This window comes from Streptomyces sp. ADI95-16 (genome assembly GCF_003721495.1).
GTDB lineage: Bacteria > Actinomycetota > Actinomycetes > Streptomycetales > Streptomycetaceae > Streptomyces > Streptomyces goshikiensis.
Window position 1 is genome coordinate 204,860 of record NZ_CP033582.1, and the last position, 12,842, is coordinate 217,701.

At 74.5% G+C, this 12,842-nt stretch carries 11 protein-coding genes; 8 read left to right on the forward strand and 3 right to left on the reverse strand.

The annotated features are described in order from the left end of the window. Positions 1-58: 58 nt before the first annotated feature. The 6 genes from EES41_RS37845 to EES41_RS37870 all read left to right on the forward strand — a co-directional run bounded on the left by EES41_RS37845 (position 59) and on the right by EES41_RS37870 (position 7,466). Positions 59-703, forward strand: a complete 645-nt coding sequence (locus tag EES41_RS37845) for an O-methyltransferase (RefSeq protein WP_123083080.1) — start codon at positions 59-61, stop codon at positions 701-703. Next, positions 696-2,681 (forward strand): FAD/NAD(P)-binding protein, encoded by a 1,986-nt coding sequence (locus EES41_RS37850; RefSeq protein ID WP_123083081.1) that lies wholly within the window; start codon positions 696-698, stop codon positions 2,679-2,681. The genes EES41_RS37845 and EES41_RS37850 overlap by 8 nt, the downstream gene beginning before the upstream one ends. After that, on the forward strand, positions 2,678-4,114 hold the full coding sequence (gene pcaB / locus EES41_RS37855) for a 3-carboxy-cis,cis-muconate cycloisomerase (protein WP_123083082.1): 1,437 nt from the start codon (positions 2,678-2,680) through the stop codon (positions 4,112-4,114). Before EES41_RS37850 ends, pcaB begins: the two co-directional genes overlap by 4 nt. Positions 4,115-4,149: 35 nt before the next feature. Further along, positions 4,150-5,232: an alkene reductase gene (locus EES41_RS37860; protein ID WP_123083083.1), complete on the forward strand. Its 1,083-nt coding sequence runs from the start codon at positions 4,150-4,152 to the stop codon at positions 5,230-5,232. 27 nt (positions 5,233-5,259) lie between these two features. Then, complete coding sequence (locus tag EES41_RS37865; RefSeq protein ID WP_123083084.1) at positions 5,260-6,321, forward strand: class I SAM-dependent methyltransferase; 1,062 nt, start codon at positions 5,260-5,262, stop codon at positions 6,319-6,321. 95 nt (positions 6,322-6,416) lie between these two features. Beyond that, the gene (locus EES41_RS37870; protein WP_123083085.1) at positions 6,417-7,466 is read left to right on the forward strand and encodes a helix-turn-helix domain-containing protein; all 1,050 of its coding nucleotides are present in this window, start codon (positions 6,417-6,419) and stop codon (positions 7,464-7,466) included. A gap of 93 nt (positions 7,467-7,559) precedes the next feature. Here the strand turns inward: EES41_RS37870 and EES41_RS37875 are convergent, their stop codons facing one another. From EES41_RS37875 to EES41_RS37885, 3 genes are all read right to left on the reverse strand, one after another. Further along, on the reverse strand, positions 7,560-8,708 hold the full coding sequence (locus EES41_RS37875) for an FAD-dependent monooxygenase (protein ID WP_123083086.1): 1,149 nt from the start codon (positions 8,706-8,708) through the stop codon (positions 7,560-7,562). Continuing rightward, entirely contained in the window at positions 8,705-9,337 is a 633-nt protein-coding gene (locus EES41_RS37880) for a hypothetical protein (RefSeq protein ID WP_123083087.1), read from the reverse strand. Before EES41_RS37880 ends, EES41_RS37875 begins: the two co-directional genes overlap by 4 nt. 78 nt (positions 9,338-9,415) lie before the next feature. After that, positions 9,416-9,895, reverse strand: a complete 480-nt coding sequence (locus EES41_RS37885; protein ID WP_123083088.1) for a carboxymuconolactone decarboxylase family protein — start codon at positions 9,893-9,895, stop codon at positions 9,416-9,418. Between the two features lie 408 nt (positions 9,896-10,303). On the opposite strand from EES41_RS37885, the gene EES41_RS37890 reads away from it, so the two are divergent. After that, positions 10,304-11,389 (forward strand): AMP-binding protein, encoded by a 1,086-nt coding sequence (locus EES41_RS37890; protein WP_037792361.1) that lies wholly within the window; start codon positions 10,304-10,306, stop codon positions 11,387-11,389. Beyond that, the gene (locus EES41_RS37895) at positions 11,389-12,795 is read left to right on the forward strand and encodes an aldehyde dehydrogenase family protein (protein WP_123083089.1); all 1,407 of its coding nucleotides are present in this window, start codon (positions 11,389-11,391) and stop codon (positions 12,793-12,795) included. The genes EES41_RS37890 and EES41_RS37895 overlap by 1 nt, the downstream gene beginning before the upstream one ends. Positions 12,796-12,842: the final 47 nt, after the last annotated feature.

The following is a 12,842-nucleotide window of genomic DNA, read 5'->3' on the forward strand; positions in this document are numbered from 1 at the left end:
GAAAATCTTGTCTGTCCTGCCTGTACGACAGGGCTCCTCAGGGCTCGATGAGCCTGCGGTGCGCGCCGTTCTCAACCGGCTGTACTCCATGGCCGAACGTGACGACAAGGGCGTCATGGAGCGCGCCTACGCGAGCGCCGCCGGATTATCGGCCCCGCCCACCCCCGCGGAGGCCAGCGCCCTGTGCGCCGAGGCCCTGCTCCCCGTCGATCCGAAGATCGGCCGGCTGCTCCACCTGCTGGTCCGCACCCTGCGGCCGCGCAACCCCGTCGAGTTCGGGGCGTCCTACGGCGCCTCGGCCATCCAGATCGCCGCCGCCCTGCGGGAGAACGGCAGCGGTCACCTCACCACCAGCGAGCTCGACGGCGGCAAGGTCCGCAAGACGCGGGACAACCTGGCCGAGGCCGGACTCGCCGACCTCGTCACCGTGCTGGAGGGCGACGCCCGCGACACGCTCGGCGCGCTCACCGAGCCCGTCGACTTCATCCTCCTGGACGGCTGGAAAGAGCTCTACCTGCCGGTCCTGAAGGTCCTGGAGCCCCTCATGGCGCCCGGCGCCGTGATCGTCTCCGACAACCTGTCCATGCTTCCCGCCGACTACCTGGAACGGATCCGGGACGGGCGGCTGGGCTACGTCTCCCTCGACCTCCCGCTCGGGGACGGCGTCGAGGTCACCACCTGGACGGGAATCCGCGATGAGTGAGAAGCGCCGGCAGTTCTTCGCCATCATCGGCGCCGGCCCGCGCGGCCTGTCCGTACTGGAGCGGTTCTGCGCCCAGTTCGCCCGGACCGTGCCGGACACCCCGGTCACCGTCCACGTCGTGGACCCCCACCCGGCGGGCGCCGGCGCCGTGTGGCGCACCGACCAGAGCCGCAACCTGCTGATGAACACGGTGTCCTCCCAGGTCACCGTCTTCACCGACGACTCGGTCGTCATGGCGGGTCCGGTCGTCGAGGGACCCAGCCTGTACGAGTGGGCCCGGTTCCTCACCCTGATGGGCCCCTTCGACGACTTCGCCGAGCCGGAGCTCGCCGAGGCGGTCCTCGCCGAGGCGCGCGTCCTGGGGCCCGACGACTACCCGACCCGCTCCCTGTACGGGCACTACCTGCGCTGGGCGTTCCGCCGGGTCGTCAGGACCGCCCCGGTGGGCATCACGGTCCGCGTCCACCAGTCGCGTGCCGTGGCCCTGGAAGACCGCGACGGCGGGCAGCTCCTGCGGCTCGCCGACGGCACCGCCCTGCCCGACCTGGGCGCGGTCGTGCTCGCCCTCGGCCACACCGACTCCCGGCCCGACCGGGGCGAGGCCGCGCTCACGGCGTTCGCGCGGGAGCACAGGCTGGCGTACGTGCCGCCCGCCAATCCGGCCGACCTGGACCTGTCCTTCGTCGAACCCGGCGAGACGGTGCTGCTGCGCGGGCTCGGCCTCAACTTCTTCGACCACATGGCGCTGTTCACCCGTGGCCGCGGCGGGGCGTTCGAGCGGGTCGACGGCACGCTCGTCTACCGCCCCTCGGGCCAGGAGCCGCGCCTGGTGGCGGGCTCCCGCCGGGGGATCCCCTACCACTCGCGCGGGGCGAACGAGAAGGGCCCCTTCGGCCGCTACTACCCGCGCCTGCTGACGGCCGACCACGTGGCCGTCCTGCGCGAGCGCGCCACGGCCGGCGAACGCGTGGACTTCCTGGCCGAGCTGTGGCCGCTGGTCTCCCGCGAGGTCGAGAGCGTCTACTACGACGTGCTGCTGCGCGGCGCGGGCCGCATCGAGGACGCCAGGAAGCTGTGCGACGACTACCTGGCGGCCGAGACCGAGGAGGCCCGCGGCGCGGTCCTCGACCGGTACGGCATCGCCGCCGCCGACCGCTGGAGCTGGGACCGGATCAACGACCCCGCCGAGGGCCGCCGGTTCGCCTCCCTCGACGAGTTCCGCGGCTGGCTGCTGGACTACCTCGGCCGGGACCTGGCCGAGGCCCGCCGGGGCAACGTCAGCGGCCCGTTCAAGACGGCCCTCGACGTCCTGCGCGACCTGCGCAACGAGATCCGCCTCGCGGTCGACCACTCCGGTCTCACCGGTGCCTCGCACCGCGAGCACCTGGACGGCTGGTACACCCCGCTCAACGCGTTCCTCTCGATCGGCCCGCCCGCCTCGCGCATCGAGGAGATGATCGCGCTGATCCGGGCCGGGATCCTCGACGTCCTGGGGCCGGACCTGCGGATCACCCCGCACTCCGGCGACGGCGTGTTCACCGCCGAGTCGGCGGTGACCGGCGGCCGGACCATCACCGCGCGCGTGCTGATCGACGCCCGGCTGCCCGTCCCCGACGTGCGGCGCACCGCCGATCCGCTGCTCGCGTACCTGCTGGAGACGGGTCAGGTCCGCCCGCACACCGTCCCCGGCGCCGGTGGCGCGGACGGCTACGAGACCGGGGCCGTCGCGGTCACCGAGCGGCCGTGCCGCGTCATCGACGCCCAGGGCCGCCCGCACCCGCGCCGCTTCGCGTACGGCGTGCCGACGGAAGCGGTCCACTGGGCCACCGCCGCGGGCATCCGCCCCGGCGTGGACTCGGTGACCCTGGGCGACTCCGACGCCATCGCGTCCGCGCTGATGACCGTGGTGCACGAGGACACCCGGCTCGTCCCGGCACCGGTCCCGGAGCGGCACACCCTCTCCGGGGTGAAGCCGTGAGCACGGACCCCGGCGCGGCCGCCTTCCCGGCCGCGGCCGCCGGACCGGACACGGGGCTGCTGTCCCCGGTCCGGGCCGGCACCCCGGTCGAGGCCGCCGTCGGCGACCTGGCGTGGCTCCAGGCCATGCTGGACGCCGAGGCGGCCCTGGCCCGGGCCCAGGCCCGGCTCGGCACCATGCCGAAGGAGGCCGCCCGGGCGATCACGGAGGCGGCCCGCGCGGAGCACATCGACGCGCTGGCCGTCGCCCGGGGCAGCCGGGAGACCGCCAACCCGGTGGTGGGCCTGGTCCGCGCGCTCACCGACCTGGTGGCCGAGCGGGACCCGGAGGCCGCCGAGTACGTCCACCGCGGCTCCACCAGCCAGGACATCTTCGACACCGGCGCGATGCTCGTCGCGCGCCGCGCGCTGCTCCTCGTCACCGCCGACCTGGAGCGCGCCGCCGAGGCCCTGGGCGCGCTCGCGGCCAGGCACCGCGACACCGCCATGGCCGGGCGCACCCTCGCCCTGCAGGCCGTGCCCACCACCTTCGGGCTGAAGGCGGCGGGTTGGCGGCAGCTGCTGCTCGACTCCTCGGCACGGCTGCGCCGGCTGCTCGACGGCGGCCTGCCGGTCTCGCTCGGCGGGGCCGCGGGCACCCTCGCCGGCTACCTGGAGTACGCCGCCCCCGAGGGCGCCGCGCCCGTCGAACCCGGCGCGTACGTACGGCGGTTGACCGAGGCCTTCGCCGAGGAGACCGGGCTCGCCGACGCGGCGCTGCCCTGGCACGCCCTGCGGACCCCGATCGCCGACCTCGCGGGCGCGCTGGCCCTCACGGCCGGGGCGCTCGGGAAGATCGCCGTGGACGTGCAGTCGCTGACCCGGACCGAGGTCGGCGAGGTCACCGAGCCCGGCCGGGCCGGCCGGGGCGTCTCCTCGGCGATGCCCCACAAGCGCAACCCGGTGCTGGCCACGCTGATCCGCTCCGCCGCCCTCCAGGTGCCGGTGCTGGCGGCGGGCCTGACCCAGTGCCTGCTGGCCGAGGACGAACGGTCGGGCGGCGCCTGGCACGCCGAGTGGCTGCTGCTGCGCGAATGCCTGCGACTGGCCGGCGGCGCCGCGTACACCGCGGTGGAGCTGGCCGAGGGCCTCCAGGTCAACGAGGACCGCATGCGGGCCAACCTGGCGCTGACCGGCAGCCAGGTCGTCTCCGAGCGGATCTCCGCCGTCCTCGCCCCGCTGCTGGGCCGCGCCCCGGCCAAGGCCCTGCTCACCGAGGCCTCGGCGGAGGCCGGGCGCACCGGCCGGCCGCTGGGGGAGGTCCTCGCGGACCGCCCCGAGGTCCAGGAGCACCTCAGCGCCGACCGGCTCCGTGAACTCCTCGACCCGGTCCGCTACACGGGGGCCGCGCCGGCCCTCGTCGACCGGGCCCTGGCCTCCGACGACACCCACTGATCCACCGCTTCCCCGCCCCACCCTCCGGAGACCCCATGCCTTCCCTGTTCGACCCCCTCACCGCGGGCGCGCTGACGCTCCCCCACCGCGTGGTCATGGCGCCCATGACGCGCAACCGCGCCGACGCCGCCGGTGTCCCCGGCGCCCTGATGGCCGAGTACTACGCCCAGCGCGCCTCCGCCGGGCTGATCATCACCGAAGGCGTACGCGTCAGCGCCGCCGGGCACGGGCCGGTCGGCCAGCCCGGACTGCACACCGCCGACCAGATCGCGGGCTGGAAGCGGGTGACCGAGGCCGTGCACGCGGCCGGCGGGCGGATCGTGGCGCAGCTGTCCCACCACGGCCGGATCGCCCACCCCGACCTGCTCCCGGCCGGGGTCCGCCCGCTGGCGCCGTCCGCCGTGACCGCGCTCAGCGACGCCCGTACCGCGCCCGGGGTGCTGGTGGACACGGTGGAGCCGCGCGAGATGACCCCCGCCGACATCGCCGCGACCGTCCGGGACTTCGCCGCCGCGGCCACCGCCGCGATCGGGGCGGGCTTCGACGGGGTCGAGCTCCAGGGCGCCAACGGCTACCTGCTCCACCAGTTCCTCTCCGACAACTCCAACCTGCGCGAGGACTCCTACGGCGGTGACGCCGCCGGCCGCGTCCGCTTCGTCTCCGAGGCCGTCGCCGCGGTCGCCGCCGCCGTCGGGGCCGGCCGTACGGGCCTGCGCCTCTCGCCCGCCAGCGGCTACAACGACACCGTCGAGAAGGACCCCGCGACCACGTACGGCCTGCTCGCGGACGCCCTCAACGCCCAGGCGATCGCCTACCTGCACATCGTCGAGGGCCCGGACCCGGAGCTCCCGGCGCTGCTGCGCGAGCGCTGGGCGGGCGCCGTCATCACCAATCCGTTCACCGGCGACGACCCCACCGACCCGGCCACCGCCGCCGCCCGGCTCGACGCGGACCTCGCCGACGCCGTGAGCTTCGCGCGGTACTTCTCCGCCAACCCCGACCTGCCCGAGCGGATCCGCAGCGGCGCCCCGCTCACCGAGCCCGACCCGGACACCTTCCACGACGGAGCGGCCGTGGGTTACACCGACCTCGCCGCCCACCGCCCCGCGAACGTCTGACGCCGCCGCACCCAAGGGAGTACGCACATGACCGAGCAGAACGACCAGTACGCGGTGATCGGCGACCGTTACTCGGACTTCAAGGACACGGCCCCGCTGGCCGGGCCCGAAGCCCACAACGTCCTCAAGCACCTCGGCGACCTGACCGGCGCCCGGGTCCTCGACCTCGCCTGCGGGCACGGCCACTACACCCGCCTGATCAAGTCCGCGGGCGCGGCCGAGGTCGTCGGCGTGGACCTGTCGCCCGTCATGGTCGAGCTGGCCCGCGAGACGGAGCAGAAGGACCCCCAGGGCATCACCTACCACGCGGCCGACGCCGTGAACCTGCCCCGGCTGGGCGAGTTCGACCTGGTCAGCGCGGTCTGGCTGCTCAACTACGCCACCACGAAGGACGAGCTGACCTCGATGCTGCGCGGCATCCACGACAACCTGGTGCCCGGCGGCACCTTCGTCGCGCTCACCGTGTGGCCCGAGTTCGACCCGTTCGGCCCCGAGTGGGACGCCTACGGCCTGCGGGTGGTCTCCGAGACGCCCGCCGAGGACCGGGGCGTGCTCGTCACCGACCTCATCGGCACCGAGACCTCCACCATCACCACCTCGCGCTGGTCGTACGAGGCCTTCGCCGAGTGCCTGGCCGCCGCCGGCTTCACCACCTACTCCTGGCACGTGCCGGAGGTGCCCGCCGAGTCGGTCGAGCGCTTCGGCGACGCCTTCTGGGACAACTACCGGGCCAACCCGATCCCCGGCCTGCTCATCGGCACCCGCACCGCGACCCCGGGCGGCACCCCGGCCGAGCTGCGCGCCGCCGTCGAGGGCCTGGACGCCGACCTGTCGGCGGGCGACTGGGCGCCGACCGAGCTGGAGCGGGTGCTCGCCGCGAAGCTGCTCACCGCTGTCCCGGAGGGCGGCCTGCCCACCGTCGACGCGGTGCGCGCCGTGTTCTGGGAGGGCTCGGAGGCCTTCCTGCGCGAGAACGGCGGCCGGCCGGCCCTCGTCCTCGGGGCGCTGCTGCCGGTGCTCGAAGCCGGCGGCGAGGAAGCCGTGACCGCGGCCGGGGCCGCGGTCACGCTGCTGCGCCGCTTCAGCTGACACGACCCCGCCGGGGGTGGGCAACCGTGCGAAGCGCACGGTTGCCCACCCCCGGCGGGCTGTTACCACCGCACCACTCGGAAAGGGCGCAGGCGATGACCACTGCCAGGGCGGGGAGCCCCGTCAACCACGAGAGCCAGGAGCCGTCGCGTCCGCAGCGGCTCACCTCGGTGCACCTGGTGCCCATCTCCGCGCTCCAGCCCGCCGATTCCCCGCGCGCCCTCACCGAGCACGCGGAGCACCTGCGGGCCCTGGCCGTCTCGGAGAACCGGCTGCCGCCGATCGTCGTGCACCGGCCCTCGATGCGGGTCGTCGACGGGATGCACCGCCTCAGGGCCGCGCTGCTGCGCGGCCGTACGGAGATCGAGGTCCAGTTCCTCGACGGCAGCGCGGAGGACGCCTTCGTGTACGCCGTGCAGTCCAACACCCGGCACGGGCTGCCGCTGACCCTGTCCGAGCGGACGGCCGCGGCGGTACGGATCCTCCAGACGCACGGCCACTGGGCGGACCGGGCCATCGCCTCGGTCGCGGGGCTGTCCGCGCACACGGTGGCCGCGCTGCGGCGCGGCGTCCCCGGCGCGGTGCAGGCGCCCGCCGAGGGCCGGCTCGGCCGCGACGGGAAGGTCCGGCCGCTGAGCACCGCGCAGGGCCGGCGGGAGGCGCAGCGGCTGCTGGCCGACCCGGCCAGGGTCTCGCTGCGGGAGATCGCCAAGCGGACGGGGCTGTCCCCGGCCACCGTCCGGGACGTGCGCCAGCGGATGCAGCGCGGCGAGGACCCGGTGCCGGAGCGCCAGCGGGTCGGCGAGCGCAAGCAGCGCCAGCAGCAGCACCAGAAGCAGCAGCAACAACAGCAGCAGCAGCGGCCCGCCGCGCCGAAGCGGGGCCACGTGCGCCTCGTACCGCCGCCGGAGCGGGAACTGACGGTGGCCTACCAGAAGCTGTGCCAGGACCCCACGCTGCGGCACAGCGAGACGGGGCGGACGCTGCTGCGGCTGCTGAGCGCGCTGACCCTGCCGGCCGGCGAGTGGCGCACCATGGCCGAGGGGGTGCCCGCGCACCGCGCCGAGACGGTGGCGGAGCTCGCGACGGAGTACGCCCGGTTCTGGCGGGAGTTCGCCGACCTGGCGCGCGCGAACGCGATCTGAACCGCGAGCTGCAGAGCACGGCAAGCCCGACGGCCCCGTATCCGATGGACGGATACGGGGCCGTTCGCCGTGCGGAGCTCGGTGGGCCGGCTCTCAGTACGTCAGCTTGCGGATGCGGGGCCCGTACGGCGCCGCGTCCAGCCAGTGGCCGGCCTTCGGCCACAGCGGCGAGAGCGCGGCGGCGGCCCACTGCCGGCCGCGCTGCGCCGGCCGGACGGCGAGCAGGTGGTCCAGGGCGGCCCCGGCGGCGCGGATGTTGCCCTCGGCGGCCTCCTGGCGGGCCCGGGCGTAGTCCGCGACGGCGCCCTCCCGTACGGCGGTGGCCGCGGCCACGGCGTCGCTGATCCCGGAGTTCATGCCGCGCGCCCCGAACGGCGGCAGCAGGTGGGCCGCCTCGCCCGCCAGCAGGACCCGGCCGCTCGCGTCGGCGAAGCGGTCGGCGAGGCGCTGCTGGAAGCGGTACACCGACGACCAGGTGATCTCGGGGTCGGGTACCTGCGGCAGCACCCGCGGCAGCCACCGGGGCGCGTTCGCGACCAGGCGGGCCGCGTCGTCGCCGGGCCGGCACTGGACGTCCACGCGCCAGCCGCCCCGGAAGGGGACGAGCAGCACGTTGCGCCCGGCGACCCCGGGATGGCGGTAGTGGAAGATCCGCTCGGCGGGGGCCCGTACGGGACCGTCGGCGACGTCGATGACGACGAACTCGGTCTCGGACGTGCTGCCCCGCAGGGAGATGCCCACCCGCTCGCGCACCGTCGAACGGGAGCCGTCGGCGGCGATGACGTGGCCGGCCTCGTACACGCCGCCGGAGCGGGTGCGCAGCCGGACCCCGGCCGCGCCGCTGTCCACGTCGGCGACGGGATCGCCCCACACGGAGCGGATGCCCGCCGCGTCACAGGCGCGGCGCAGCACGTCCTCGACGACGGTCTGCGGAAGGCTGCTGAAGGGCGCGGTGGCCGCGGTGGTCGGGTAGGTGCGCAGGTGCACCTGACGGCCGGCCCACAGGGTGCGCTTGGTGTCCCACACCAGGCCCTGACCGGAGATCTCCGCGCTCAGGCCGGGGCGGATCCGCTCCAGGCGGTCGAGGGTGGCGCGGTGGATGAAGATGGCGCGGCTGCCGGGCCGCCGGGCGGTGCGCGCCCCGGCCTCCAGCAGGACCGGCTCCAGGCCGAGGGAGTGGGCGGCGAGCGCGGCGGCGAGGCCGACCGGCCCGGCGCCGACCACGGCGACCGAGCCGCTCATGAGGCCCGCCCGAGGGCCGTGGTGACGACGGCGGGGACCGCTCGTACGGCGCTCACCGGAGCCGCCGTGCCCGTCCCGCGCCGCCAGGGCGGGGCGACGGCGGGGTTGAAGGTCTCCGCGACGTACAGCGGGGCCTCGTCGTCCAGGTGCAGCAGGTAGCCGCGGGACACGGCGGGCACGGTGCGCCCGGTGCCCTGCCAGGTGGTGAGGCCGGTGCTCAGCAGGGTCCGCCGCTGCGGGATGCCGCGCAGGTTGACGGACCGGCCGAGGGCCACGGAGTGGTGGGTGACGACCTGGGTGACCTCGTCGGACCGGGGGAGCCGGCCGATCACCAGGTTCCGGGAGACGGCCGTCCCCTCGGGGGAGACGAGTTCGGTGCGCCGGACCAGGCAGGGGGTCTGCGGGGTGACGCCCAGCATGTCGAGCAGGCGGCCGTCCCGGAGGTGAAGGGGCGCCAGGGTCTGCTCCACGACGCGCAGTCCGAGCCGGCAGCGGCCGCGGCGCTCCAGGAGCTCGGTGGTCGAGCCCTCGTTGAGCAGCAGGCGGCGGGTGAAGGGATCGGTGAAGTCCTGCGCGCGGATGCCGGGCCGGGGCAGCGGGCTGACCGGGGTTCTGTGGGTGCCAGGCATGGGGGAGTTTTCTTGGGTCGGGACACGGAGCCGCCGCGACCGCCTCGCGGAGGGGCGGGCGGACGCGGCGGCGGCGGGTCAGGCAGAGGGCTTGTAGTTGCCCGGGGTGAGACGGGGGGTGATGGCGACGCGGTTGTAGCTGTTGATCACGACGATGATCCACAGCAGGGCGGCCAGCTGCTCCTCGCCGAAGACCTTCACGGTGCGCTCGTAGACGTCGTCCGGGACGTGACCGTCGTGGACGAGGGTCACCGACTCGGTGAACTCCAGCGCGGCGCGCTCGCGCTCGGTGAAGAAGGGGGCCTCCTCCCAGGCGTTCAGGGCGTAGAGGCGCTGCTCGGCCTCGCCGGCGGACCGGGCGTCGATGGTGTGCATGTCGATGCAGAAGGCGCAGCCGTTGATCTGGGAGGCACGGATGCGCACCAGCTCGACCAGGGGGCCTTCCAGGCCCGCGTCGGTGGCGGCCTGGGCGGCCGTGGTGGCGAGACGGTGCATGGCGGAGTACGTGCGCGCCGAGTGGGTGTTGAGGTCGAGGCGCTCGCTGTTACGGGTGGTCATGGGCAGTGACGATAGGAGCCTGCCCGGGCCATGACCAGTGAGCAGCCCAGCAGTTGAACAGGAACGGAGTGCGAACGGCCGTGTTTGCGGCCGCGTCGCACGCCACCGCGTACGTGGGGCCCGTACGAGACCGTGTCACGTTGCGCATCGCGCTTGACAGCCAAGGTGTCTCGCGGAAAAGGTAAATGGCGAACAGGGCAGCGGGACCCAAGGAGGTCCGCGCATCCCGGGCCACCCCGATCGGCGGTCCCCTGTGCTGCCCGGCCCCGGCCGCGCGGCCGTCGCTGCACCCGCACTCCCGCACTCCCGCACCTCCGCACTCCCGCTCCTCAATCCGGCGCCGGGGCGTGCCCAGAACCTGAACATCCGGTGCCCGGTGGCACTGCCCGAAGAAACGGTTGGATCTACATGACTGAGCTGGTAAACGACGTGCTGGGAGCCGACGACCCGAACGCCGTCTCGAAGCACCTGCGCGAGATGATGCGCTGGCACTTCGACCCCGCGACGGGATCCCCGTTCTGGCTGCGCAAGGCACCGGGCCTCGGCTTCGACCCGCTCACCGACATCGTCGAGATCGCGGACCTGCGCCGCTTCCCGGACGTCAGCGGTGAACTGCGTACCGTACCCGTCGAGGACCTGGTTCCGGAGGGGAGCGCCGGCAACAGTTTCGACGTCTTCGAGTCCGGCGGCACCGTCGGCGCCCCCAAGCGCGTCGTCGACAGCGAATCGCGCGGCCAGAACGTGGAGTGGGTCAGCGAGGTCCTCGCCGACCACGGCTTCCCCTCCCAGGGGCACTGGCTGCACGTCGGCCCCACCGGCCCGCACGTCGTCGGCCGCACCGTGCGCCACCTCGCGCAGCTGCGCGGCTCCATGTGCTTCACGCTCGACTTCGACCCGCGCTGGGTCAAGCGGCTCATCGGCTCGGGCCGCCCGGAGCTCGCCGCGGAGTACCGCGAGTACCTGCTCGACCAGATCGAGCTCGTGGTCAACTCCCAGAACATCAAGGTCCTGTTCATCACCCCGCCGGTGCTGGAGGCGGTCTGCGCCCGCCCCGCCCTCTACGACGCGCTCGCCGCCTCCCTCGAAGGCATCCTGTGGGCCGGCACCAGCATCAGCCCCGAGTCCCTGCACCAGATCGAGGAAACGTTCTTCCCGCGGGCCCGGGTCGCCGCCATCTACGGCAACACCCTGATGGGCATCGCCCCGCAGCGGGTCCGCGAGGCCGGCGACAGCCACCCCGCCGTCTTCCGCCCGTACTTCCCGCAGTCGATCGTCGAACTCCTGCACCCCGAGACCGGCGAGCCCGTCGAGTACGGCGAGCGCGGCCAGGTCCTGGTGCACCAGCTCAGCAAGGACATGTTCCTGCCCAACGTGCTGGAGCGCGACACCGCGATCCGCGTCCGCCCCGCCAAGGGCGACCACATCGACGGCCTCGCCGACATCGGCCCGCTCACCACCAAGGACGCCCCGGCCGTGATCGAGGGTGTCTACTGATGGCCGCCCCCCACGGCGGGAACGCCCACGACAGCGGCGCGTTACCCGCGATCAATCCCGTCATCGGCGGCAAGGACGTCGAGAGCCGCGACCGCTCCGAGCTCACCGCCCTCGACGGCACCCCGCTCGTCTCCGTCGGCCTGGCCCCCCGGCTGCTCGCCCAGGCCGCCCTCAACCGGCTGCGAGGCGGCGCCGACACGCCCGCCCCGCCCGCCGAGCTGTTCGCGGCCGCCGGAGAGCTCTTCGCGACGGCCGAACTGAACGGGGAGAGCCCCGAGGAGTACCGCCGCCGGGTCGTCCTCGCCACCGGCACCCCGGGCGCCGCCATCACCCGCGCGATCGAGGGCATCCACACCCAGCTCGGCATCATCGAGCGCATCAACGGCGCCGAGACCCCGGCCCCGTACGAGACCCGGGGCTACCGCACCGTCATGGTCCCCCGGGGCCGGATCCTCGCCGCGATCGTCCCCAACAACCACCCCGAGCCGAACGTCACCTGGGTCCGCGCCCTGGCGATGGGCGCCCGCGTCGTGGTGCGCCCCGGCAGCAAGGACCCCTTCACCCCGCGCCGGCTCGTCGCCGCGCTGCTCGCCGCCGGACTCGACCCGGACACCGTGGCCTTCCTGCCCGGCGGCCACGACGTCGGCGAACACCTGCTCCAGCAGGCCGACCTGGGCCTGGTCTACGGCGGCCCGGACGCCGCCGCCCGGTTCGCGCACCGCGGCGACGTCCTGGTCCGCGGCCCCGGCCGCAGCAAGGTGCTCGTCGGCCCCGGTGCCGAGACCGACAAGGAACTGCTCGACGACCTCGTCCAGTGGATCTCCGAGGACGGCGGCGTCCGCTGCAACAACATCTCGCTGGTGCTCACCAGCGGGCCGGTCGCCGCCCTCGCCGACGCGCTCGCCGAGCGCCTCGCGGACCTGCCCGTACGCCCCGTGCTCGACGAGCTCGCCACCCTGCCGGCCACCAGCCCCGCCAATGGCGAGGCCCTGGCCGGCCACCTCACCGGCCTGACCGCCGGGGCGCGCGACCACAGCACCCACCGCTACGGCGGCTCCGTCCTCGCCGACCCGGGCGACGGCACCACGGTGCTGCGGCCGCTGGTCGTCTCCGTGGACCGCGCCGACCACGCGCTGGCCGGCACCGAACTGGGCTTCCCCTTCATCGTGGTGGCCCCCTGGCAGCCCTCCGACGGCACCCGCCCGCTGCGCGAGTCCCTGGTGGTGAGCCTGCCCGGCGACCACGCCGGACTCGCCGGGGCGGTCCTGCGCGAACCCTCCGTACGCAAGGTGGTCACCGGCCGGGTCAAGCCCTGGGCCGGTGTCCCCGAGACCCCCCACGACGGCAGCCTCGCCCAGTTCCTCTTGGAGCCCAAGGGGCTGGTCACCGCCGAATTCGAAGGCTGACAGGCCGCCCATCCATGGTCCTCAATGCCCCCTTGCCGCCACACCGA